Source organism: Acidobacteriota bacterium (assembly GCA_016184105.1).
In the GTDB taxonomy this organism is placed as follows: Bacteria; Acidobacteriota; Vicinamibacteria; order Vicinamibacterales; family 2-12-FULL-66-21; genus JACPDI01.
The window spans coordinates 36,288-58,756 of the sequence record JACPDI010000032.1 but is presented as its reverse complement, the minus strand read 5'-3'; the positions used below and the strand labels follow the sequence as shown (position 1 = coordinate 58,756).

The window sequence follows — 22,469 nt, the reverse complement described above, 5'->3', positions numbered from 1 at the left end:
GGGCGGCGGGTTCTCAAAGGTCTTGACAAACCGCCGCCACGTGGTAAAGGCTCCTGTTGTCATAACAACGTGACAATTACGGCTCTATGAACGCTCAGGGGAGGCGGACCATGTCGAAGAACTTGCGCATCGCCGCGGGCGGGCGGCGTGCCGCGCGCCTGGTCGCGGGGTTGCTCGTGACGGGCGGCGTGCTGCTGGCGGCGGCTCCTGCGCGGGCCAGCGCCACGGTGAACATCTCCGTGGTGCCCCGCGGCGAGGTCACCGTGACTTTCACCACACCGGATGGCAAGGCGGAGACCCACGTCTTTCGCGGCGACACGACGGTCAGGCCGTCCGGTGCCGGGCCGCAGACGGTCGTGTTTGCCTACGAGGACAAGAAGTACGAGGCGGAAGTGGACCTGCCGCTGAACGGCAACGTGCAGCTCGTGTTCGACCCGACGGGCACGCCGCCGGTCCAGTTCTTCGCCCTCGCGGTCGAGGAAGTGACGGTGACCGCCGAGCGCGTCGAGGCGAACCTGCAGAAGGTGCCGGTGTCGGTCACCGCGCTCACGTCCCGCGCCCTCGAGGTCCAGCGGGTGGCCAACGTCCAGCAGGTCTCGTATCAGACACCCAACCTGTGGATGGAGAAGAACACCGGGACGTCGAGCGGCTCGCGCGCGGCGATTCGAGGCATCGGCGAGGACGAGTCGTTCTTCACGTCCGACACGCCGGTCGGCATCTACGTCGATGACGTGTACATCCCGCGGCAGATCGGGGCGCAGTTCGACCTGTACGACGTCGATCGGATCGAGGTGCTTCGCGGCCCGCAGGGGACCCTCTACGGACGGAACACGAGCGCCGGCGCGATCAAGCTGGTGAGCAAACAGCCCGGCAACAAGGTGATGGCGCACCTCGAAGGCACCTTCGGCCAGTACACGCAGGCGGACTTCAAGGGGTCGGTCAGCGTGCCGATCGCCGGGGGCAAGACGAGCCTCCAGATCGCCGGCATGCGCCGCTACCACGAGGGCTACGACCGGAACATCGTTGACGGCCGGAAGGTGAACGACCAGGACCTGTGGGGCGGCCGCGCGTCGATCCGGCTCCTGCCGGTGCCGAACTTCAACATCCTGCTCGTCGGCGACTACCTGCAGGAGCGCTCGACGCCCGGCTATGCGCTCGGGCTCATCGCGCAGCCGCCGGTCGTCAACGGCGCCGGCATGGGCAACCATGACCTCGCGCAGCAGGTCGACGGCGACACCGACGTCCACACGCTGGCCTCCGACCTGACGAACCCGCTCAACGACATCTTCCAGCGCGGTGCATCGAGCACGATCAGCTACGCCATCGGCGACAACTACGTCCTCAAGTCGGTGACGGCGTACCGGAACATGTACAACCTGTTCCTCGTCGATGCCGACGGGCAGGTGGGCAACAACACCTTCCCGGCCGGCACGGCGCTCGCGAAGCTGCCGCTCTTCCACCTGTACCAGGATCAGAAGCAGGAGCAGTGGAGCCAGGAGTTGCAGGTCTCAGGGCAGCTCGGCCCGCACGTTCGGGTGATCGGCGGGTACTTCTACTTCCACGAGCGGAACCGGCAGATTACCGAGAACCTGGTCTTCCGCGCGGCGCGCGGCGGCAACTACTCGGACGTGGCGCTGACCACCGACAGCAACGCCGTCTACGGCAACGTGACCGTGCAGCCGACCTCCGGTCTGTCGGCGACGATCGGGGTGCGGTACACCGACGACAAGAAGGACTACGCGCACCACCTGCTGCAGGCGAGCGGCGCGCCGGTGCTGGCCTGCTACTCGGCCGACGGCCGTTCGCTCCACGGCGCCAGCCGGGCGTGCCTGCCCACCGATCCGGCGGGCGCGCGCACCGGCGCGGTCGAGCGGTTCCTCACGCCGTCGTTCAGCGGCCTGACGCCGCGTTTCGCGGTGGACTACGCGTTCTCGGGGGGCCAGATGCTGTATGCGAGCGCGAGCCGGGGATTCAAGTCCGGCGCGTTCGACGGCCGCAACATGACCGCCGGCCAGATCCCGTTCCTGCAGCCGATCTCGCAGGAGACCCTCTGGACCTACGAAGGGGGCATCAAGAGCGACTGGCTGCAGCACCGGCTGCGCGTGAACCTGGCCGCGTTCCTGAACGACTGGAAAGATCTGCAGGGGAGCGGCACGGATCCGGAAGGGAATTTCCGCCGCTTCACCATCGGCGACGTGCAGACGAAGGGGCTCGAGCTGGAGGCCCGGGCGACCCCGGTGCAGGGGCTCGAATTGAGCGGCCAGCTGTCGCTGCTGCGCACCGAATTCACGTCGGTGAACTTCAACCAGGCGGTGGACTGCGCGCCGTACGGCACCGGGAGCAAGAAGCTGGAGCTGAAGATGTCGCCGCACCAGAGCTACAGCCTGACCGGCGTGTACATGTTCCCCCAGGCGTTGCTGAACGGCTCCTGGTCGATCGCCGGCACCGTGAGCGGCAAGACGAAGTTCTACCACTCGTTCTGCAACCCCGAGGCGGGGTCGGAAGACGGGTTCCAGATCGGGGATCTGTCGGTGGCCTACGAGACGCGGAACGGCCGCGTGCGGGTCACGGGGGTCGTGGAGAACATCTGGGACGAGCAGTATCAGATCGGCAGCTTCACGTTCGGCGCGCCGCTGAGGTTCCAGTCGGTCTACCTGAACCCGCCGCGCCGCGTCAGCGTGACGATCCGCTACGCGTTCAACTGAGCCGGCGCGACGGATAATCCCATGCGGGGCGCCCGGCCCGAACCCGGGCGTCCCGCACGTGTCGTCCCTGAGCCCTCTGGATGTCTGAAGCCAACCCGATCCGCATGCCCGCGGCGGCCACCGCCGTCCCGTCCCACCCGCCGGCGGCCGAGGGGCTGTGGAGCGCCGTCCGCGGCTACCCGGCGCGCGCGTTCCTGATCTGCCTCGCGGGCGTCAGCCTCGAGAACATGGACCAGGCGCTCTTCGCCTTCGTCCTCCCGCAGATCTCGAAGGAACTCGGCTGGTCGGTGATCGAGCGCGGCTGGTACATTGCCGTGACGTACAGCCTCGCCGGGCTCGGCATCGCCTCCCTCGGCGTGCTCACCGATCGTGCCGGACGGAAGGCGGTGTTCAGCACGTCGATGCTGGTCGGATCGCTCTTCGTCACGGCCATGTACTGGGCGCGCAGCACCTGGTCGATGGTGGTGCTGCGCACGACCGGCTTCGCGATGGGCGGCATCATGTCGCCCGTCGTCGGCACGATCGTCGTCGAGGAGTCGCCGCCGCGGTACCGCGGCCTGCTGACCGGCATCCTGCAGATCGGCTATCCGATCGGGTGGTTCCTCGCCTCGCAGCTGGCCGTGTTCGTGATGGTCCGCTGGAGCTGGCGGCAGGTGTTCTTCGTCAGCCTGCTCAGCGTGCCGTACCTCTGGGTGATTCGGCGGTACCTGCGGGAGACGCCGGCGTTCGAGGCGGCGAAGGCGGCGCGCAGCGCGGCGGTGGAGGGCGGCGGCGTCGCGGTCCAGCCGTCGATGCGCGACCTGTTCGCGCCCGACATGCGCTTCCGCACCGTCGTGCTGTTTCTCGGCGAGTACTTCCACGTGTTCGCGTACGGGTCCACGATCCTCCTGACTGCGTACTTCCAGGAATACCGCGGGTGGGCTCCGGCCGATTCCGTGTGGCTGGTCGGCTGGTCGTACGGGATCGGGGCCATCGGCTACGTGCTCGCGGCGATCGTCGGCGAGTTCGTGATGAAGCGCCGCAACACGATCATCGTCTGGGCGTGGCTCGGGTCGGTGGCGTTCGCGGCGCTCATCTGGTGGACCGAGTCGTGGGCGGCGACCGCGGTGGCCTTCTGCCTGATGACGGTCTTCTTCTACGGGACCACGGCGGTGAAATTCACCTTCATCGCCGAGAATTTTCCCGCCCGCCTGCGCGCCACCGGTGTGACCTTCTCCGGCTCGCTCGCGGTGAATCTCGGCGTGGCGAGCGGCCCGCTCGCGCTGTCGTACGCGGTGGCGCATCTCGGCTGGCCGCTCGCGTACACCATCTGCGGCATCCTGCCGATCTTCGTCTCAGGCATGTTCTTTCTCCTGCTCCCCGCGGATCCGATCGGCGTTCGCGAGGACGAGGCGCTGGCGGCGCCTCGCGCGTGACCGGCCGCTCCCCCGTCCGCCCGCCCCAGATGGCGCCCCACGCGGGCGCGGGGCACTGCGCCGCGTCCACGGCGGCGGTCCTGGTGGCGCTGACGGCTATCGCCATGCTGCACGCGGCGGACTCGCCCGTGGTGATCGGCGAGGCGGCCTCGCACATCACCGTCGGCGTGGCCGACCTCGAGCGCGCGCTCGACCTGTGGGTCCGGCGCTTTGGCCTGACGGTCATCGCCGAGCGGCGCGGCGCCGATCCGGAGCTGGCGCGGCTCTGGGGGCTCGCGCCCGATCGCATCGTCGCGCAGGCGCTCGTGGGGCTGCCGGGCGAGGCGTGCGGGCGCATTCACTTCGTGCAGTTCCGCGATCCCGAGGCGCCGGTCCGCGCCGGCGCGGCGCCCACCGCGCGCGCGCCAAAGAACCTGGACGTGCGCGCCCGCGATCTCCCGGACCGGTACGAGGAACTCCTGGCGCTGGGACATCGCTTCCGCTCGCGCTGGGTCGAGTACCCGATCGACGCCGATCGCGTGCGCGAGGTCCAGATGCCCGGCCCGGACGAGACGAACATCGTGCTCGCCGAGGTCGTCGGCGAGCGGCTGCCGTACACGGCCGCGGGCTACACGAGCGTCTCGTCGATTGTCACGGTGGTCGGCGATGGGGCGGTGGAAGCGGAGTTCTTCCAGTCGGTTCTGGGGCTCCCGCTCGTGATGGCGCACCGGCTGACCGGCCCGGAGATCGAGCAGATGGTGGGCCTGCCGCCCGGCGCGGGGCTCGACATGCGGCTGCTCGGCTCGCGCCGTTCGCCGTTCGGGCGAATCGAGATCGTCCGGTACGAAGGGGTGGACGGAGAGGACCGTTACGCGCGGGCGCGCCCCCCGGCCACCGGCGCGCTCGGCGTGGCGTTCATGGCGCGCGACCTGGCGCCCATTCGCACCGCCGCGGCGCGGGCCGGACGCGCCGTGACCGAGCACGGCGAGGTACGGACGATCTTCGGAGAGGGCCGGGTGCTCGGCCTGCGGTCGCCCGCCGGGCTGCGGATCGAGATTCACGAACGACCGGTGCGGCGGTGAGCGATGGGGGCGAGACCCCCCGGCGGCGCCCAACCACGGAGTGCTCACGACATGATGCGAACCCGTCTTCCTTTCCTGTTCCTCTTGATCGCCCTGGCGGCGGGCGGGCCGCTCGTGGCGGCGCAGACGCCCCGCCCCGGCGCCCCGGCGCCCACGGTCTCGGCGGCCGCCGGCGTGTCGTACCAGTACGGCCGGCTTGCCTACCGGCAGCGTTCCAGCGGCCGCGAGCGCGGCGTCGAGCACTGGAGCCTGACGCGCAACCGGGACGGGTCTCGCACGATGCGCAGCGTCGCGATGACCGCCGACTCGCAGTTCGTGCGCGACGTCACCTACACGCTCGGCGCGGACCGCCGGCCGCGCGATGCCTTCGTCCGGCTGCAGCTGCGCGACCGCCTCGTCGGCACCGGCTACTTCCGCACGGCCGGAGACCAGCTTCACATCACGACGGACACCGCTGACACCGGGCACACCGTGCAGGTCGTGCCGGTCCCGCCGCGCTTCCACGTGACGACGCACGCCGTGATGCTGGACGGATGGCCGTTCTGGGCCTACGACGCGGAGCGCGGCGGGGAGCAGGCGCTGCCGGTCTACAACACCTCGACGCGCTGGAACGGCACCGACGGCCCGCTCGGGCGCCTCGAGACGCTGCGCGTGCGCGCGCTCGGGGAGGAGACGATCACGGTGCCGGCCGGCACCTTCACGTGTCGTCACTACCGGTTCGAGTCCGACGCGGTTCCGTCGCCGCCGTCGGACGTGTGGGTGACCGGCGAGGACGACATCCTGGTGCGCTACGACTGGGGAGAGCTGGATCTCGAATACGTGCTCACGTCGTGGGTGCGCGAGCCGTGAATGCGGGCGTGGCGCCGCGGCTCCGGCTTGACAACCGGCCGGTCCTGGTCTACAAGTCAACTTGTTATAACATCATGACAAGTTGCCCGATTTGCGGCGGGCGGGCCACCGCGGAGGACGCGCGGCGATGAGCGCGGGGGTGCAGCCGTACCGCGCGCTGGCGATGCAGCTCCGGTGCCACGCGGTGAACGGGTGTCCCGATCGCGCCGCGAGCCAGCGGCACATCGACACCGCGCTCGAGCGGGTGTTCGCGGCGACGCGCGCGGCCGCGTCGTTCCTCGGCTCCGATCTGCGCCTTGTGGTCCTGCCCGAGTACGTCCTGACCTCGTTCCCCGCGGGCGAATCCGCCGCCACGTGGATCGAGAAGGCGTGCATCCGCATCCCCGGGCCGGAGATCGATCGCGTGGCCGCCTTCTCCGCGGCCACCGGGATCTGGATCGCCGGCAACAGCTACGAGGCGGATCCGGAGTGGCCGGGGATGTACTTCCAGGCGAGCTGGATCGTCGGTCCCGCGGGGCTCGCGCTGAAATACCGGCGGCTGAACAGCCTGTACGCGCTCTCGCCGCACGACCTGTGGACGCGGTACCGCGAGCGCTATTCGCTCCGCGAGCTGTTCCCGGTCGCCGACACGCCGCTCGGACGGCTGGCGGCCATCGCCTCGGAGGAGATTCTGTACCCCGAGGTCGCGCGCTGCCTCCTGATGCACGGCGCCGAGATCTTCGTCCACTCGACGTCGGACGTGGCGGGGCACGCCGGCATGCCGAAGCAGGTGGCCAAGGTCGCGCGCGCGGTCGAGAACGCCGCCTACGTGATCTCCGCCAACACCGCCGGGATAGCCGGCACCGCGATGCCGGAGCACTCGGCGGACGGGCACTCGAAGATCATCGACGACCGCGGGCTGGTGCTCGCCGAAGCCGAACAGGGGGAGACCGTCACGGCCCACGCCGAAATCGACGTCGCCGCCCTGCGCCGCCGTCGTTGCCACCCCGGGATGCAGAACGTCGTCGCGCGCCAGCGCTTCGAGCTGTACGCGCCGATGTACGCGGCGCACTCGTTCTGCCCGCCGGACCAGTTTCCAGAGGGGATTCGCGATCGCGAGCAGCTGGTCGAGGCCCACCGCCGGACCATCGATCGGCTGGTCGAGCGGGGACTCATCGCACGAGATTAGAGGTTGAACAGCCATGAGCTACAGACTGGGTGTTGACGTCGGCGGCACGTTCACGGATTTCCTGCTGTACAACGAGCGGAGCGGGAAGCTTCACCTGACCAAGGTTCCCTCGACACCGGCCGACCAGTCGGTCGGCGTCTTGAGCGGCATCCGGAAGATTGCCGAGCAGGCGGGCATCGATCCGAACGAGATCGGCCTGATCCTGCACGGCACGACCGTCGCGACCAACGCCGTGCTCGAGGGCAAGGGGGCGCGCGTCGGCCTGATCACGTCGCGCGGATTCGAGCAGATCCTGCACGTGGCGCGCGGGCAGACGCCCGGGCCGCTCGCCGGCTGGATCATCATGCAGAAGCCCGATCCGCTCGCGCCGCTCGAGCTGACGCGCGGGCTGTCGGCGCGGGTCAGCGCGCGCGGCGAGGAGCGTGCGCCGCTCGACGAGGCGGAAGTGCGGCGCGTCACGCAGGAGCTGCACGACGGCGGGATCCAGGCGCTCACGATCTCGCTCATCAACGCGTTCGCCAACCCGGCGCACGAGCGGCGGGCGCGCGACATCGCCCTCGAGATGTTCCCGTCGCTGCCGGTGACGATCTCGACCGACATCCTGCCGGAGTTCCGCGAGTACGAGCGCACGCTCACGACGGTGATGAACTCGTACGTGCGCCCCAAGATGCGGCTGTACCTCGACGGGATGAAGCAGAAGCTGCAGGACGCGCACCTGCGCGGCAAGATGAGCATCGTCCGGTCGGACGGTGGGGTGATGAGCCTCGACGCCGCGGCGGAGCGCCCGGTCAACACGCTGCTCTCCGGCCCGTCGGGCGGCGCGGTGGCGTCCTCCTATATCGGGGAGCTGGCCGGCTTCCGCGACGTCCTGTCGTTCGACATGGGCGGCACGTCCACCGACGTGGCCATCTCCTTCGGCGGCACGCCGAACGTCCAGCGGGAGACGCGGGTGGGGTACTACCCGGTGAAGGCCCCCAGCGTGGACGTGCGAACGGTGGGCGCCGGCGGCGGATCGATCGCGCACGTGCCGCTCACCGGGGCGCTCCGCGTCGGGCCGCAGTCGGCCGGCGCCGAGCCGGGGCCCGCCTGCTACGGCGCCGGCGGGCAGGAGCCCACGGTGACCGACGCCAGCGTCGTGCTCGGCTACCTGCCGCCGCAGCTGCTCGGGGGCGAGATGCCGCTGCAGCCGGCGCTGGCCGCCGCCGCCGTGCAGAAGATTGCCTCCGCGATGGGGCTCTCGCTCCTGCAGGCGGCCGAGGGCATCTACGACATCGTCAACGAGAACATGTTCGGGGCGCTGAGGCTGGTGTCCGTGCAGCGCGGCTACGACCCGGCGGACTTCGCGCTGGTGGCGCTTGGTGGAGCCGGGCCGCTGCACGCCAACGCGCTCTCGATCCTGCTCGGCTCCTGGCCGTCCATCATCCCGCCGACGCCGGGCGTGTTGTCGGCGCTCGGCTTCCTGCACTCCGACATTCGCAACGAGTTCTCGCGCACCGTCATCCGCACGCTCGGGGAGTTCGACCGCGCGACGGCCAAGCGGCAGTTCGCGGAACTGGGCAAGCAGGCCGAGCGGTGGCTGGCGGCCGAGAACATCGCCCCCAAGAACCGGAAGATCCAGTACCAGATCGATCTGCGGTACCACCGCCAGGGTTATGAGTTCCCGATCGACATGCAGCTCGAGTGGCTCGACCGCACCGACGGCTTCGACCGGGTCGTCACGCGGTTCAAAGCGGTTCACGAGCAGAACTACGGCTTCAACATCGACCACCACATCGAGGTCGTGAACCTCCGCGCGGTGGCGATCGGCGTCGTGCCGAAGGTCGAGGTGACGCGGCAGCGGGTGACCGGGCGTCGCGCGGGCCCCGACCCGGTGCAGCGGCACAAGATTCACTATCGCGGCAAGACCGTGCCGGCGCCGATCTACGACCGGTACACGCTTCGCGCCGGCGACCGCATCAAGGGTCCGGCGGTGATCACCCAGAACGACTCGACGACGTTGATCCTGCCCGGACACCACGGCGACGTGGATCCGTACGAGAACATCCTGATCTGGCCGGACGGCGTCCGGCACCGCAACGGCCGCTGAACGCCGTCACGAGGAGCGAAGCCATGGCAACGATGCTGGCGCGAAAGGCAAAGGCAAGAGGCAAGGCGGCGGGCCGGAAACTCCCGCCCGTGGACAAGATCACGCTGGACATCATCGAGAACGCGCTGCGCAACGCGCGCCACGAGATGGACACGACGCTGTTCCGGTCGGCGATGTCGCCGGTCATCCGCGAGCAGCACGACGGGTTCCCGCTGATCGCGACGCCGGACGGCCGGATGGTCGTCGGCCAGTTCGGCTCCTACATCGCCGGCTTCATCCAGGAGTGGAAGCGCGGCATCCACGAGGGGGACGTCTTCCTGCTCAGCGACCCGTACAAGTGCAAGGGGGCGATCTCGCACATCAACGACTGGATGGTGCTCCTGCCGATCTTCGTCGACGGCGAGCTGGTCGGCTGGGGATCGCAGTTCGGCCACACGATCGACATCGGCGGGCCGGTGTCGGGATCGCTGCCGACCGACGCCACGACGATCTTCGGGGAGGGCACGCGCATCCCGCCCGTGAAGCTCTTCGCCGGCGGCAAGCTGAACGAGGACGTGCTCGATCTGATCCTCAACAACAGCCGCATGCCGACGATGAACTATTTCGACCTGATGGCGATCATCGCGGCGTGCCGGACGGCGGAGAAGCGCGTCAAGGAAATCTGCAGGCGGTTCGGCACGCCGACCTACCTCTCCGCCTGCGAGGCGCTGCTCGATCGCACCCGCCGCATGATGCGCCAGTTGATCCTGCAGAACCTGCCGGAGAAGAAGGTCAGCTTCGAGGACTTCATCGACGACGACGGGCGCGGCAACGGACCGTACAAGATGAAGCTGACGATCTGGCGGAAAGGGGACCAGGCCTACTTCGACTGGACCGGCACCGACCCGCAGGCCCCGGGCCCGATCAACTTCTTCTTGAACGAGGAGATGTTCAAGATGTTCATCGGGGTCTACCTGATCATGGTGTTCGACCCCCAGATCCTCTTCAACGACGGGTTCTACCCGCTGCTGCACGTCATCATGCCGGACGGATCGCTGGTCTCCCCGAAGTTCCCCGCGCCGCTCGGCTGCCGCACGCACGCGCTGTCGCGGCTGTTCGACGTGCTCGGCGGCGCGCTCGGGCACGGCGCGCCGGAGCTCTCGACGGCGGCCGGCTACGGCACCTCGCCGTACCTGCTCTACAACGGGTACGACGCGTCGGGCGAGTTCTTCCACCTGATGGAGATCTCCTTCGGCGGCATTCCGGGGCGGCCGATCGGCGACGGCATGGACGCCCACTCGTGGTGGCCGCTCTTCGAGAACATCCCGAGCGAGTACCTCGAGAGCTACTACCCGATCACCGTCCTCGAGTACGGATCGCTCATCGACTCGGGCGGCGCCGGGTTCCACCGCGGCGGCAACGGCGTCCACAAGGTGTACCGGTTCGAGTCGGACGGCGAGGTCGCCATCCACGACGACCGCGAGCGATCGCACCCGTGGGGGATCCTCGGCGGGCTGCCGGGCGCGCCCAGCACGAAGACGCTCGTGCGCGTCAGCGGCGAGAAAGTGCCGCTGCGATCGAAGGTCTCCCAGGTGCCCGTGAAGAAGGGAGACCGGCTGATCTACCGGACGGCAGGTGGCGGCGGGTGGAAGGATCCGCTGGATCGGCCGGCCGAGCGGGTCGCGGCAGACGTGGCGCGCCGGCTGGTCTCGGTGGAGAAGGCGCGGCGCGACTACGGCGTCATCGTCGACAAGAAGACGTACGCGCTGGATGCCGCGGCGACCGAGGCGTGCCGGCGGCAGATCCGCGAGTCGCGGCCGGCAGCAGGGACGTTCACCTTCGGGCCCGTACCGGAACCGATGGGGATTGTAAAGGCGAACGGCTGACGTTCGCCGCTGTTCCGGGACGAAGGGGCGAGTTGATGGTTGGGGAAGGCGGCAAACGGCGTCCGCTCGAGGGGCTCCGCATCCTCGAGATGGGGCAGTTGCTGGCGGGGCCGTTTGCCTCGGTGCTGCTGGCGTGGTTCGGTGCGGACGTCATCAAAGTGGAGCCGCCCGACGGCGGCGATCCGCTGCGCACGTGGCGGTCGATGTACAAAGGTACCGCCCTGTGGTGGTACATCCTCGGGCGCAACAAGCGGTGCGTGACGCTGAACCTCCGCAAACCGGAAGGGCGCAGCCTCGTCCGTCGCCTCGTCGAGCACTGTGACGTGGTGCTCGAAAACTTCCGTCCCGGCCGGATGGAGGAATGGGGACTCGGCCCCGGGGATCTCACGCGCATCAACCCGCGCGTGATCATGTGCCGCGTGTCGGGGTGGGGACAGACCGGCCCGTACAGCCACAAGCCGGGGTACGCGTCGGTGGCCGAAGGAGCCGGCGGGCTGCGGCAGGTCTGCGGCTTCCCGGATCGCCCCCCGGTGCGGCCGAACCTGAGCCTCGGCGACACCATCGCAGGGCTGCACGCCGCGCTCGGCATCCTGACGGCGGTGTACCACCGCGACGTGAAGGCCACGGGTGAAGGGCAGGTGATCGACGTCGCCATCTACGAAGGCATCTTCAATCTGATGGAGTCGATGGTGCCCGAGTACGACAAGACGGGCCTCATCCGCGACCGCCAGGGATCGAAGCTGACGGGCATCGTGCCGACCAACACGTACCCGTGCAAGGACGGCAAGTACATCATCATCGGCGGCAACGGCGACAGCATCTTCCGGAGATTGATGACAGCCGCGGGCCGGGATGACATGGCGGCCGATCCCCGCTTCGCGCACAACAACGATCGCGTGCAGTACGAACAGGAGATCGACGAGGCGATTACCGCCTGGACCAGCGCCCACACCTTCGGCGAGGTGCTCGAGGCGCTCGAGCGGGCGGAAGTGCCGGCGGGCGCGATTTACTCGGTCGCCGATCAGATCAACGATCCGCATTTCCGCGCGCGCGGCCTGTTCGAGCGCGTGCCGCTGCCCTCCGACCCGTCCGACACGGTGCTGCTGCCGACCTTCACGCCGTTCTTCTCGGCCACGCCGGGCGGCACCGACTGGGCCGGCCCGGCGTTGGGCGCGCACAATGCCGAAGTCTATGGCGACCTGCTCGGCATCAGCGACGAAGAACGGTCGCGGCTGCACGCCGACGGGGTCATCTGAGGACCGGCCATGAGTGCTGATGCCACGCGCGCGCTGTACCGCCGGAAAGGTTTCCTGGGGCGCGTCGGCTTCGGCCGGCGGCCGGCGGTCCTCGTGATCGACCTGATCGTCGGATTCACCGACCTGCGCTCGCCGCTGGCCGGCAACTTCGACGCGGAAGTCTCGGCCACGCGGCGGCTCCTCGCGGCCGCCCGGCGCGCAGGCCTCCCGGTGTTCTTCACGACCACGGCCTACGACGCCGAGTGCCGCGAGGCCGGCGTCTTCGTCGAGAAGGTGCCCTCGCTGCGATACCTCGTGCGCGGGTCCCGGTGGGTGGCGCTCGACAAGCGCCTGCGCCGGCGCCCGGACGAGACGCTGCTCGAGAAGCAGTTCGCGAGCGCGTTTTTCGGGACGCCGCTCGCCTCGCACCTGGCCGCGCGCGGCGTCGACACCCTCATCGTCGCGGGCGTGACGACGAGCGGGTGCGTGCGCGCGTCGGCGGTGGACGGGCTGCAGTACGGCTACCGGGTGATCGTGCCTCGCGAGTGCGTCGGCGATCGCGCCCCGGGGCCGCACCGCGCCAACCTGCTCGACCTGGACGGCAAGTACGCCGACGTGGTGTCGATCCGGGCGGTTCTCCAGCACCTCGCCGGAGCGGCCGGGAGCAGCGATGAACGTTCCTGAGGCGGCGACGATCGTCGAGGTCGGCCCGCGCGACGGTTTCCAGATGGAGCGCGAGCTCATCCCGACCGATCTGAAGGTGAAGACGATCGACGCGGTGATCGCGGCCGGCATCCGGAAGCTCGAGGCGACGTCGTTTGTCAGCCCGAAGGTCATCCCGCAGATGGCCGACGCCGCCGAGGTCATGCGGCGCATCGCGCGGCACCCGGGCGTCGTCTGCGTCGCGCTGGTGCCGAACGCACGCGGGGCTGAGAACGCGATTGCCGCGGGCGCCGACGCCGTGAAGCTGGTGATCTGCGCGAGCGAGACGTACAACCGCCGCAACGTCGGGCTGACCGTCGATCAGTCGGTCGCGATGCTGCAGGAGATGAAGTCGAAGGCCGCATCGGTTCCCGTCGAGCTCGTGATCGCCGTGTCGTTCGGATGCCCGCTGGAGGGACCGATCGATCCGGAGGCCGTCGTGCGGCTGGCCGGGCGCGCGGTCGAGATCGGCATCCGGCACATCTCGATTGCCGATTCGGCCGGCTTCGCGCACCCCTCGGCCGTGTCGCGGATGATGCGGCGGCTGCAGTGGGAGTTCGGCGGGATCGAGTGGTCGCTTCACCTGCACGATACGCGCGGCCTGGGATTGTGCAACGTGCTCGCGGGGCTCGACGAAGGGGTCACGATGTTCGATGCGTCGATCGGCGGGCTCGGAGGGTGCCCGGTGGTGGCCGGCGCGACCGGCAACATCGCCACCGAGGACCTGGTGCACCTGCTCGATGAAACAGGTATCCGCACGGGCGTCGACGTGGAAGCCATCATGAACGCGTCGCGCGAGATCCAGGCGTTCCTGGGACGCCCGCTGCCCAGCCACGTGCTGGCGGCCGGCACGCGCGCCGCCGCGTTCGCGCGGGCGGCCGCCCGCCGGAACGACCCGACCGACGCGACGCCGGCGTGAGGCCCAGGAGGCAGCAATGTTCATGGCCTGGTTCTTCTGGCTGTTCGTCCTGTGTGGCGGCGCCTACATGGGAGGGGCAGCGCTGACGATGGCGCTCACCGGCGCGCCGAGCGTCGTCAACCTGCTGAACGCGGTGGTGTACCTGGGCTGCGCCGTCGCGGCGGTGCCGCGCATCCGGCGGCTGTGGCGCCGCCGCGCGGCCGGCGGCGGGCATCGAAGATAAACGTACTCGGAGGTCAGGATGTCGCCGGAACTGCACCACGCGCTTGAGGTCTTCTTCAGGGGCATCCACGCCTTCATGGTGGCGGCGTGGCTCCTGTTCGACTTCATCGTGTTCTGGATGCACTTGAAGGTGAAGGACTCCAGCGCCGACCTCATCGAGCGGCTCGAGCGCGCCCGGGTCATGCACGGCGTCGACACCGTGGTCGCGTACCTGTTCATCCTGACGCTGCCGGTCGGCCTGATCCTGTGCTGGCTGACCGATACGCCGGTCTTCACCACCACGTGGCTGAGCTGGAAGCACCTGATGTACGGGCTGATTGTCATCTCCGCCGTCGTGTTGATCCCGATCTCGGGAACCGCCCTGCGGAACCTCGAGGCCATCAAGGCGGGCGCCCCCAACGTCGCCGAGCTGAACGCCGAGATCCGGCGGGACATGAACTGGGGCATGCCGTGGGTCTTCATGATCTGGGTGCTCATCATCGTGATGACGCTCCTCTCCGTCTTCAACCTGCGCTGCAGCGTCTGCAGCACGTACTTATTCCGGTAGGCGTACTTCTTCGTCTTTCATACAAGAGGGTGATGCCATGATTCATCGCGTGTTGTCTCTGCGGGTGGCCGCCGCCGCGCTCCTGGCGGCCGCGCTCGTCGTTCCCGTCCGCGGCGCCGGAGAGGCGCGCCGCGTGCTGATCAAGGCCGGCCGTCTCGTCGACGCGCGCGCGGGTGCGGTCCGGACGAACCAGGCGGTCCTCGTCGAAGGGGATCGCGTGCGCGAGGTCGGTCCCGCCGACGCGCTGGCCGCAAAGGCCGAGGGGGCGGAAGTGATCGATCTTTCCGGGATGACGGTGCTGCCCGGCCTGATCGACACCCACGTCCACATCACCGCCGACCCCGACCACGTGGGATTGAAGATCCTCTCGATCTCGGTCCCGCGGCAGGCGCTGTACGGCGCCAAGAACGCGCGCATCACGCTCGAAGCGGGGTTCACGACGGTGAGAAACCTCGCCTCGTTCGGCTACTCCGACGTCGCATTGCGGGAGTCAATCGACGCCGGTGAGCTGCCCGGTCCCCGCCTGCTCGTCTCGTCGCAGGCCCTTGGCGCGACCGGCGGCCACTGCGACGACACGCTGCTCGCTCCCGAGTTCAGGCACCGCTACGATGCCGTCGCCGACGGCCCGTCTGCCGTGATCGCCAAGGTGCGCGAGGTCGCGAAGTACGGGGCAGATGTCATCAAGTACTGCGGTACCGGCGGCATGATCTCGAAAGGTGACTCGCCCGACGCCGAGCAGTTCAGCGACGAGGAACTGAGCGCGCTGGTCCAGGAGGCGCACCGGCTCGGGCGCAAGGTTTCCGCGCACGCACACGGCGCGCGAGGGATCCGCCAGGCGGTGCTCGCGGGGGTCGATTCGATCGAGCACGGGTCGTTCATCGACGACTCGCTGATCGCGCTGATGAAGGAGCGGGGGACCTGGCTCGCGCCGACGCTGTATCTCAATGACTGGATCGCCGAGCACTACGGCAAGAGCACGGCGCCGAACGATCCCTACGTGGAGAAGGTGCGGCGGGTCACGAGCGTCGCGGGCGAGAACCTGGGCCGCGCGATCAAGGGGGGCGTGAAGGTCGTCTTCGGCACCGGCATCGGGGTCTACCCGCACGGGCTGAACGCGAGGGAGTTCGCCTCCCTCGTCCAGCGCGGGATGACGCCGATGGAGGCGATCCAGGCGGCGACCGTTCGCGCCGCGGACGCGATCGGCTGGCCCGATCGCGTCGGGACGATCGAGCCGGGCCGGTACGCGGATCTCGTCGCCGTCAGCGGAGACCCGCTGGCCGACGTGCGCGTGCTCGAACACGTCAGCGTCGTGATCAAGGGCGGGCAGGTCATCAAGGACACACGACCGCGCGCGAGGCAAGGCTCGAACTGAGCGCGCCCCATCGGAGAGTGAACGAGGACAGATGGACCACCATACGATTCGCGGGCGGCTGCGCTACACGTCGAAGAAGCCCCACATGCTCGACCGGGTGCGCGGCGGCGAGGATTTCACGATTACGCTCCACCCGGACGGGCGCAGGGCGCTGCGCGCCCACTGCGCCATCGACGAGGACTCGCCGCGCGTGCTGCGCGACGTCGTGCTGAACGTCGACGGGGAGTGGCGGCCCGCCTCCGCCTTCGTGCAGATCTCGATCGACGACCGGTTCGCCGGCTCGGCGTGGTACCGGTTCACCCCGGACGCGGCGGAGTGCGAGGGGTTCACCGTGGCCGAGGGGCGGATTTCGGAGCGGCGCCGCCTGGACGGACCCACGGGGTTCTTCGGCACGCACCCGATCCAGGCGGACGCGTGGCTGACCGCCAAGTACGACCCCTCCAAAGGGCCCGGGGTGCAGATCGTTCCGTCGTTCCTGATGTGCTCGCTCCACCACCGCGGCGCCGACGGGCCTGCGCTGCTGACCCATCCGGATCTCGAGCTGTACTTCGTCGGCCGCGAGCGCGTGAGCGTCGAGGCGGGCACGTTCGACGCGCTGCACTTCCGCATCGGCGAGAACGAGGACGATGAGTACATGGGAACCGATCGCCACCCGCCGTATCACACGTGGGTCACCAGCGACGGCTCGTACGTCGTCCTGAAAGCGCACTGCACGGGCTACATGCAGACGTATTACGAGCTGGTCGAGTACGACCGGCGTGCCGGGTTCCGCTAGAACGAGGCCGGCAGGGGAGGGCCGAATTCCATGCAAGCGATCGTCGCCGAGACAGCCGGCGGGCCGGACGTGCTCCACCTCAGGGACATTCCCGTTCCGGAGCCGGGGCCGGGGCAGGTCCGCATCCGCGTGGCCTACGCCGACCTCAACCCGCTCGACGCGCACGCGCGCGCGCAGCGCGTGTCATGGAACGCGCCGGCGTTCCCGTTCACTCCCGGGTACGAGTACAGCGGCATTGTCGACGCGGTCGGCGAGGGCGTGGAGCGGTCGATGACGGGGCGGCGAGTCGCGTCAGTCGGGGAGTGGGGCGGCTGCGCCGAGTACGCGATTGCGACCGCGGCGCGAGTGACGCCGATCCCGGAGGGCTTCGACTGGAAGATCGGGACCGCCTTCCAGACCGGGACGTACTCGGCGTGGCACCTGGTTCACACCGTCGGCCGCGTGAAGCCCGGCGATGTCGTCCTGCTGCACGCAGCCGCCGGATCGGTGGCGATCATGGCGGCGCAGATCGCCAAGGAGGCCGGCGTCACGGTCATCGGCACGTGCAGCGCCGGCAAGATCGAGTTCGCCAGGGCGTTCGGGTACGACCACCTGATCGACTACCGCGGCACCGACTGGGTCGCGGCGGTGATGCGGCTCACCGGCGGGCGGGGCGCCGACCTCATCATCGATGGCGTCGCGGGCCCACACGCGCCGCGAAACTACGACGCGGCGGCGCCGCTCGGCGAGGTGATCTACATCGGCGCGATCCAGGGGGCCCCGCCGCCGGTGGACATCAGCCGGCAGCTCTACCTGAAGACCATCGCCGTGCGCGGCTTCGTCGTGTACGTCGCGATGGCGGCGACGCGAGGCGCGGAAAAGGCGGCCATTCACGACGCGCTGCGAACGGGCCGCTGGCGGGTGCCGATCGTCAGGGCCGTGGGGCTCGACGAGGTGCGGCAGCTGCACGAAGCGTACGAACGCCGCGAGCTGTACGGCAAGACGCTGATCGCGGTCGGCGGCGATCTCTGAGCCGCAGGGCCGCCGTCCCGCCGCTCACCCCTTCCGCCGAGGCGGGCGCCTGGAGGCGGCCGCCGGCGCCGTCGCGTCGGGCAGATCGCCGTCGCGGTACCAGCGGAACCCCGTACGCTGCTCGACGTCGGCGGCCTTGAGGAGCCGGAGCGTCCTCGCGCGTCGGGTCGCGGCGCACGCGGCCAGCAGCACGTTCAGGAACGCCATCGGCGCCACGTACGAGACCCCGTAGACCGTCCCCTCCACCGGAATGATGAAGTACTCGTGCGCGAAGCGCGCGAGGGGCGAGAGGTGGGTGTCGGTAATCGCCACGCAGTAGGCGCCGCGCGCCCGCGCCTGCTGGAGCCCTTCGACGGTCTGCCGCAGGCCGCGCCTGAAGGTGAAGGCGATGACGAGGTCTGTCCGCTGCAGGGAACGGACGGCGTGCGCGACGTCGCCGGTTCTGGTGCAGGCAATCGCGGGCAGGTCGATGACGGCCAGGTTGTACTGCAGGAACTCCACGAGCACCGAGGCGACGTCCCCCGCGATCAGCACGATCCGCCGCGCCTCGTAGAGGCGGGCCGCCACCGCCTGGAGGCGCCCGAAGTCGAGGCCGTGGCGGAGCGCGGCGAGATTGCTCGAGTCGTGCGCGAGCGTGGTGCGCAGGCGCTCGGGCACATCGGAGTCGCGCGCCAAGCCGCCCTGCATCAGATCGATCTGCGTCGTCTGCACGAGCGCCAGCTCGTGCAGGTAGTGCCGGAACTCGGGGTACCCCTCGAACCCCATCCCGCGGATCGTCCGGAGAACCGTCATCGCGTCAGAGCCGATGGCGGCGGCGAGCTTGCGGACGCTCAGCAGCACGAAATCGCGCGGATGGTCGAGGACGGGGCGGATCAATTCGCGCCGGCGCGGGCTGAGCCGGCGGACCAGCTCCGGCGGGAGCTTGTCAATCGGCGGTCGGCGGTTTTTGTCTGTCATAGACGGCCATTTTATGATGCAAACGTATCATAACGAGCTGCTACAGTAACGCCCGTATTTGACCAGGCGACCAGACTTGTTATAATCCGCGCTCCGATCGTCACCCAGGGCAATGTGACGTCTGTAACACCTGTTCGGGATCGGCGTGCCCGCTCCCGCGTCACACGGAGGTCTACGATGCGCTGCCCGCTCGGTGTCGTCGTCCCCCCGCACTGCTGCTTCTGCTGTCCGCCGCGATGCGATTCCTGCCGCAGGCGGCGACTGCCCAAGCCCCACGGCCACCGTCCCGGCCGTGCCCTTCGTCGTGTTCCGTCGAACGGCCGGCGCGGCCCTCGGATGCCAACGAGAATGGTCTGCTCCGCGGGAGCTGCTGAAACCGCGCAGCTATCCGTATCGAAACGTACCACATACGCCTGGAGTGCGCATTCGGAGGAGAGGACATGAAGATGCGGTGGGCGAGAGTGGCGCTCGGATCGCTGATCATGTTGGCCGCGTTCGCCGCTGGCGGGCGGCCCCTGATCGGGATCCAGCTTCAACAATCGCGTGACGCGAACACGACGGTCGAGCCAATGCTGTACGGGGCGCTCGAGTTTCGATCGCTGGGGTTCAGTCGGGGCGGTCGATCAACCACCGTGACCGGCATTCCCGGTGATCCACTCATCTACTATTTCGGCTCCACCGGTGGCGGCGTCTGGAAGACAACGGACGCCGGTCGAACCTGGGGCAACATCAGCGATGCCTTCTTCGAGGCCGGCTCGATCGGCGCCATCGCGGTGGCCCCATCCGACTCGAACGTGATCTACGTTGGGACCGGGTCAGCCTGCCCGCGCGGCAACGTCTCCCCCGGCATCGGTATTTACAAGTCGGTGGACACCGGAAGGAGCTGGAAACACGTCGGACTGCGGGATGCCGGCCAGATTAGCCGCATCGCGATCCATCCGACCAACCCGGACCTCGTGTACGTCGCTGTGCTGGGAAATGTGTTCGGCGCCAGCCGGACGCGTGGCATCTTCCGGTCAAGCGATGGCGGACTGAACTGGGAGAACGTGCTCTACGTCGACGATCGGACGGGTGCAAGCGACCTCTCGATGGACGCCACGAACCCGCGCATCTTGTACGCGGGGATGTGGACCGTGGAGCGGAAGCCGTGGACGATCGACAGCGGAAGCATGGTCGGCGGGATCTTCAAATCCACCGACGGGGGTGCGACCTGGACGAAACTGACCAACGGGCTACCGACGGAGGTACTGGTAGGGAAGATCGCCGTCACGGTCTCACCCGCAAGGCCCAGCCGCGTGTGGGCGCAGGTGGAGGCAGCCGGAGACCAGGGCGGGCTGTACCGGTCGGATGACGTCGGCGCGAGCTGGGAGCGCGTGAACAAGCAGCGGATCCTGCAGCAGCGAGCGTGGTACTACACGCATGTCTTCGCAGATCCGGTTGCTCCCGATACTGTCTACGCGCTCAACACCGGCTTCTACAAATCGATCGACGGGGGGCGCACCTTCCAGGCGTACGCGGTGCCTCACGGCGACAACCACGACCTCTGGATCAACCCGAACAACCCGCGGGTCATGATCAACGCCAACGATGGCGGAGTGAACGTCTCATTCAACGGTGGCGAGTCATGGACCGATCAGATGGGCCAGCCGACCGCAGAGATCTACAGGATAGCCGTTGACACGCGCTTTCCATATCGAGTCTACGGGGCACAACAGGACAACAGCACGGTCTCGGTCACCGCATACGGACCGACGCAGTTCCGCGGTGCTGTCGACTTCTACCCGGTCGGCGGCGGGGAGAGCGGACACATCGCCGTCGACCCCAGCAATCCGAATGTTGTCTACGCCGGGAGTCACAGCGGAGCGATCACGCGGACCGACACAAGCACGCGCCTGACCGAAAGCGTGCGCGCCTACCCCCAGCTCCTCACGGGGCAGCGGGCGCTCGATATGAAGTACCGCGTCCAGTGGAACGCGCCCATCCGCATTTCGCCGCACGACGCCAACATCGTCTACCACACGTCGCAGTACGTGCAGCGGACGAAGGACGCCGGCGTGAACTGGCAGGTCATCAGCCCGGATCTGACACGCAACGACAAGAGCAAGCAGGACTACTCGGGCGGCAAGGGGATCACCAAGGACAGCACGACAGTCGAGGTCTACGGCACCGTGTTCGCGTTCGAAGAGTCGCCACACCGTGCGGGGCTCCTGTGGGCCGGCAGCGACGACGGCCTGGTGCACGTCTCGCAGGACGACGGCAAGACGTGGCAGAACATTACACCGAGGGAGATGCCGGAGTGGGGCTGCGTCAACCTGATTGACCTCTCCGCGCACGATGCCGGCCGGGCGCACATCGCCGTCTATAAGTACCGGCAGAACGACTTCACGCCGTACATCTTCCAGACCAACGACTTCGGCAAGACCTGGAAGCGGTTGACGGATGGGAAGAACGGGATCCCAGGCAATCACTTCGTACGCGTCGTCCGCGAGGACGCGAAGCGTAAGGGGCTCCTCTACGCCGGGACCGAGTTCGGCATGTACATCTCATTCGACGACGGCGGGCACTGGCAGCGGTTCCAGATGAACCTGCCGGTCACTCCAGTCACCGATCTGTATGTGCATCCAGCCTATGACGATCTCGTCGTCAGCACGCAGGGTCGCGCCTTTTGGGTGCTCGACGATTTGGCGGTTGTGCGGCAGATCAGGGCCGGCATGGAAAAGTCCGCGCACCTCTTCAAGCCGGATACTACGTACCGGGAGGGTATGGCCGCGGCCCACGCCTTCTACTACCTGCCTGCCGCCACGAAGGACGAAGCGCACGTCGAAATTCTCGACCAAAACGGCGGCGTGGTCTACGAGGAGCGTGTGAAGAACACCAAGGTCGGCCTCAACCGGTTCGAGTGGAACCGGCGCCACCTCCCACCGTTCGACATTCCACGAGGCGCCGTTCTCTGGGGCGGTCCCCGCGGAGGAAAAGTACCGGGTCCGAAGGTGGTGCCCGGCACGTACCAGGTCCGCCTGCGCAGCGGGACCTGGAGTCAGACACAGTCATTCGAAGTGAGGCCGGATCCGCGCCAGAAGACGACCAACGCCGAGTACCAGGAGCAGCTTCGGGTTGCGATGGAAGTCGGCCGGAGGACCGCGGCGTTGTACGACGCCCTGGCACAAGTCCGCGACATCAAGGAGCAGGCGTCACAGCTCGGCGAACGGATGCGGAAACAGGGTTATGGCGACGACCTCGCGAAGGCTGCCAAAGCACTCTCTGGCAAGTTCACCGCAGTCGAAGGCGAGTTGACGCAGCTGGAAGGTGAATCAGGTCAGGATGGATTGAACTTCCCGCCGCGCCTCGACAGCCAGTTCATCACCTTGTACAGCGAGGTGACGGAAACGGAACGCCGGCTGACTCGCGGAATGGCCGAGCGATTCGACGACATCAAGCTCGAGCTCCAGAAGTGGCTGGACGTTCTGCAGCACACCATGACGGCCGACGTGCGGTCGTTCAACGATCTCGCCCGTAGCAAGGGCATCGCGCCAATCGTGACGAGACGGAGCGCGACGGAACCCTCGCAACCGTGATGCGC

The 22,469-nt window shown here is 68.4% G+C and carries 17 protein-coding genes; 16 read left to right on the top strand and 1 reads right to left on the bottom strand.

The features are described 5' to 3' along the window. Positions 1-110: 110 nt before the first annotated feature. The 15 genes from HYU53_12300 (at position 111) to HYU53_12230 (ending at position 17,932) form a co-directional block, all read left to right on the top strand. Positions 111-2,705, top strand: a complete 2,595-nt coding sequence (locus tag HYU53_12300) for a TonB-dependent receptor (protein MBI2221973.1) — start codon at positions 111-113, stop codon at positions 2,703-2,705. 80 nt (positions 2,706-2,785) lie between these two features. After that, positions 2,786-4,120: an MFS transporter gene (locus HYU53_12295; protein MBI2221972.1), complete on the top strand. Its 1,335-nt coding sequence runs from the start codon at positions 2,786-2,788 to the stop codon at positions 4,118-4,120. Continuing rightward, complete coding sequence (locus tag HYU53_12290; GenBank protein MBI2221971.1) at positions 4,117-5,181, top strand: hypothetical protein; 1,065 nt, start codon at positions 4,117-4,119, stop codon at positions 5,179-5,181. The genes HYU53_12295 and HYU53_12290 overlap by 4 nt, the downstream gene beginning before the upstream one ends. 51 nt (positions 5,182-5,232) lie before the next feature. After that, complete coding sequence (locus HYU53_12285; protein ID MBI2221970.1) at positions 5,233-6,030, top strand: hypothetical protein; 798 nt, start codon at positions 5,233-5,235, stop codon at positions 6,028-6,030. Positions 6,031-6,157: 127 nt separating this feature from the next. After that, the gene (locus HYU53_12280; GenBank protein ID MBI2221969.1) at positions 6,158-7,198 is read left to right on the top strand and encodes a nitrilase; all 1,041 of its coding nucleotides are present in this window, start codon (positions 6,158-6,160) and stop codon (positions 7,196-7,198) included. Between the two features lie 13 nt (positions 7,199-7,211). Next, positions 7,212-9,284 carry a hydantoinase/oxoprolinase family protein gene (locus HYU53_12275; GenBank protein MBI2221968.1) on the top strand — a complete coding sequence of 691 codons (2,073 nt, stop codon included), beginning with the start codon at positions 7,212-7,214 and terminating at the stop codon, positions 9,282-9,284. Between the two features lie 32 nt (positions 9,285-9,316). Further along, positions 9,317-11,149 carry a hydantoinase B/oxoprolinase family protein gene (locus HYU53_12270; GenBank protein ID MBI2221967.1) on the top strand — a complete coding sequence of 611 codons (1,833 nt, stop codon included), beginning with the start codon at positions 9,317-9,319 and terminating at the stop codon, positions 11,147-11,149. A gap of 35 nt (positions 11,150-11,184) precedes the next feature. Next, positions 11,185-12,405, top strand: coding sequence for a CoA transferase (locus HYU53_12265; protein MBI2221966.1), 1,221 nt, complete (start codon positions 11,185-11,187; stop codon positions 12,403-12,405). A gap of 9 nt (positions 12,406-12,414) precedes the next feature. Further along, the gene (locus tag HYU53_12260; protein ID MBI2221965.1) at positions 12,415-13,068 is read left to right on the top strand and encodes an isochorismatase family protein; all 654 of its coding nucleotides are present in this window, start codon (positions 12,415-12,417) and stop codon (positions 13,066-13,068) included. Further along, positions 13,055-14,005 (top strand): hydroxymethylglutaryl-CoA lyase, encoded by a 951-nt coding sequence (locus tag HYU53_12255; GenBank protein MBI2221964.1) that lies wholly within the window; start codon positions 13,055-13,057, stop codon positions 14,003-14,005. Before HYU53_12260 ends, HYU53_12255 begins: the two co-directional genes overlap by 14 nt. A 16-nt stretch (positions 14,006-14,021) precedes the next feature. Further along, positions 14,022-14,228: a hypothetical protein gene (locus HYU53_12250; GenBank protein ID MBI2221963.1), complete on the top strand. Its 207-nt coding sequence runs from the start codon at positions 14,022-14,024 to the stop codon at positions 14,226-14,228. Between the two features lie 18 nt (positions 14,229-14,246). Continuing rightward, positions 14,247-14,774 carry a hypothetical protein gene (locus HYU53_12245; protein ID MBI2221962.1) on the top strand — a complete coding sequence of 176 codons (528 nt, stop codon included), beginning with the start codon at positions 14,247-14,249 and terminating at the stop codon, positions 14,772-14,774. A gap of 37 nt (positions 14,775-14,811) precedes the next feature. After that, on the top strand, positions 14,812-16,146 hold the full coding sequence (locus HYU53_12240; GenBank protein MBI2221961.1) for an amidohydrolase family protein: 1,335 nt from the start codon (positions 14,812-14,814) through the stop codon (positions 16,144-16,146). Between the two features lie 31 nt (positions 16,147-16,177). Continuing rightward, positions 16,178-16,921, top strand: coding sequence for a hypothetical protein (locus HYU53_12235; protein ID MBI2221960.1), 744 nt, complete (start codon positions 16,178-16,180; stop codon positions 16,919-16,921). Positions 16,922-16,951: 30 nt separating this feature from the next. Next, positions 16,952-17,932 (top strand): zinc-binding dehydrogenase, encoded by a 981-nt coding sequence (locus HYU53_12230; GenBank protein ID MBI2221959.1) that lies wholly within the window; start codon positions 16,952-16,954, stop codon positions 17,930-17,932. A gap of 24 nt (positions 17,933-17,956) precedes the next feature. Here the strand turns inward: HYU53_12230 and HYU53_12225 are convergent, their stop codons facing one another. After that, entirely contained in the window at positions 17,957-18,889 is a 933-nt protein-coding gene (locus HYU53_12225; GenBank protein MBI2221958.1) for a MurR/RpiR family transcriptional regulator, read from the bottom strand. 440 nt (positions 18,890-19,329) lie between these two features. Between HYU53_12225 and HYU53_12220 the strand changes: the two genes are divergently transcribed. Then, entirely contained in the window at positions 19,330-22,464 is a 3,135-nt protein-coding gene (locus tag HYU53_12220) for a glycosyl hydrolase (protein ID MBI2221957.1), read from the top strand. Positions 22,465-22,469: the final 5 nt, after the last annotated feature.

What these genes read in the sequence shown, in the direction of transcription:
- HYU53_12240 (MBI2221961.1), top strand. Translation starts at nt 14,812, where the DNA reads ATGATTCATCGCGTGTTGTCTCTGCGGGTGGCCGCCGCCGCGCTCCTG.
- HYU53_12265 (MBI2221966.1), top strand. Translation starts at nt 11,185, where the DNA reads ATGGTTGGGGAAGGCGGCAAACGGCGTCCGCTCGAGGGGCTCCGCATC.
- HYU53_12230 (MBI2221959.1), top strand. Translation starts at nt 16,952, where the DNA reads ATGCAAGCGATCGTCGCCGAGACAGCCGGCGGGCCGGACGTGCTCCAC.
- HYU53_12235 (MBI2221960.1), top strand. Translation starts at nt 16,178, where the DNA reads ATGGACCACCATACGATTCGCGGGCGGCTGCGCTACACGTCGAAGAAG.
- HYU53_12255 (MBI2221964.1), top strand. Translation starts at nt 13,055, where the DNA reads ATGAACGTTCCTGAGGCGGCGACGATCGTCGAGGTCGGCCCGCGCGAC.
- HYU53_12260 (MBI2221965.1), top strand. Translation starts at nt 12,415, where the DNA reads ATGAGTGCTGATGCCACGCGCGCGCTGTACCGCCGGAAAGGTTTCCTG.
- HYU53_12285 (MBI2221970.1), top strand. Translation starts at nt 5,233, where the DNA reads ATGATGCGAACCCGTCTTCCTTTCCTGTTCCTCTTGATCGCCCTGGCG.
- HYU53_12295 (MBI2221972.1), top strand. Translation starts at nt 2,786, where the DNA reads ATGTCTGAAGCCAACCCGATCCGCATGCCCGCGGCGGCCACCGCCGTC.
- HYU53_12245 (MBI2221962.1), top strand. Translation starts at nt 14,247, where the DNA reads ATGTCGCCGGAACTGCACCACGCGCTTGAGGTCTTCTTCAGGGGCATC.
- HYU53_12270 (MBI2221967.1), top strand. Translation starts at nt 9,317, where the DNA reads ATGCTGGCGCGAAAGGCAAAGGCAAGAGGCAAGGCGGCGGGCCGGAAA.
- HYU53_12250 (MBI2221963.1), top strand. Translation starts at nt 14,022, where the DNA reads ATGTTCATGGCCTGGTTCTTCTGGCTGTTCGTCCTGTGTGGCGGCGCC.
- HYU53_12220 (MBI2221957.1), top strand. Translation starts at nt 19,330, where the DNA reads ATGAAGATGCGGTGGGCGAGAGTGGCGCTCGGATCGCTGATCATGTTG.
- HYU53_12275 (MBI2221968.1), top strand. Translation starts at nt 7,212, where the DNA reads ATGAGCTACAGACTGGGTGTTGACGTCGGCGGCACGTTCACGGATTTC.
- HYU53_12300 (MBI2221973.1), top strand. Translation starts at nt 111, where the DNA reads ATGTCGAAGAACTTGCGCATCGCCGCGGGCGGGCGGCGTGCCGCGCGC.
- HYU53_12280 (MBI2221969.1), top strand. Translation starts at nt 6,158, where the DNA reads ATGAGCGCGGGGGTGCAGCCGTACCGCGCGCTGGCGATGCAGCTCCGG.
- HYU53_12225 (MBI2221958.1), bottom strand. Translation starts at nt 18,889, where the DNA reads ATGACAGACAAAAACCGCCGACCGCCGATTGACAAGCTCCCGCCGGAG.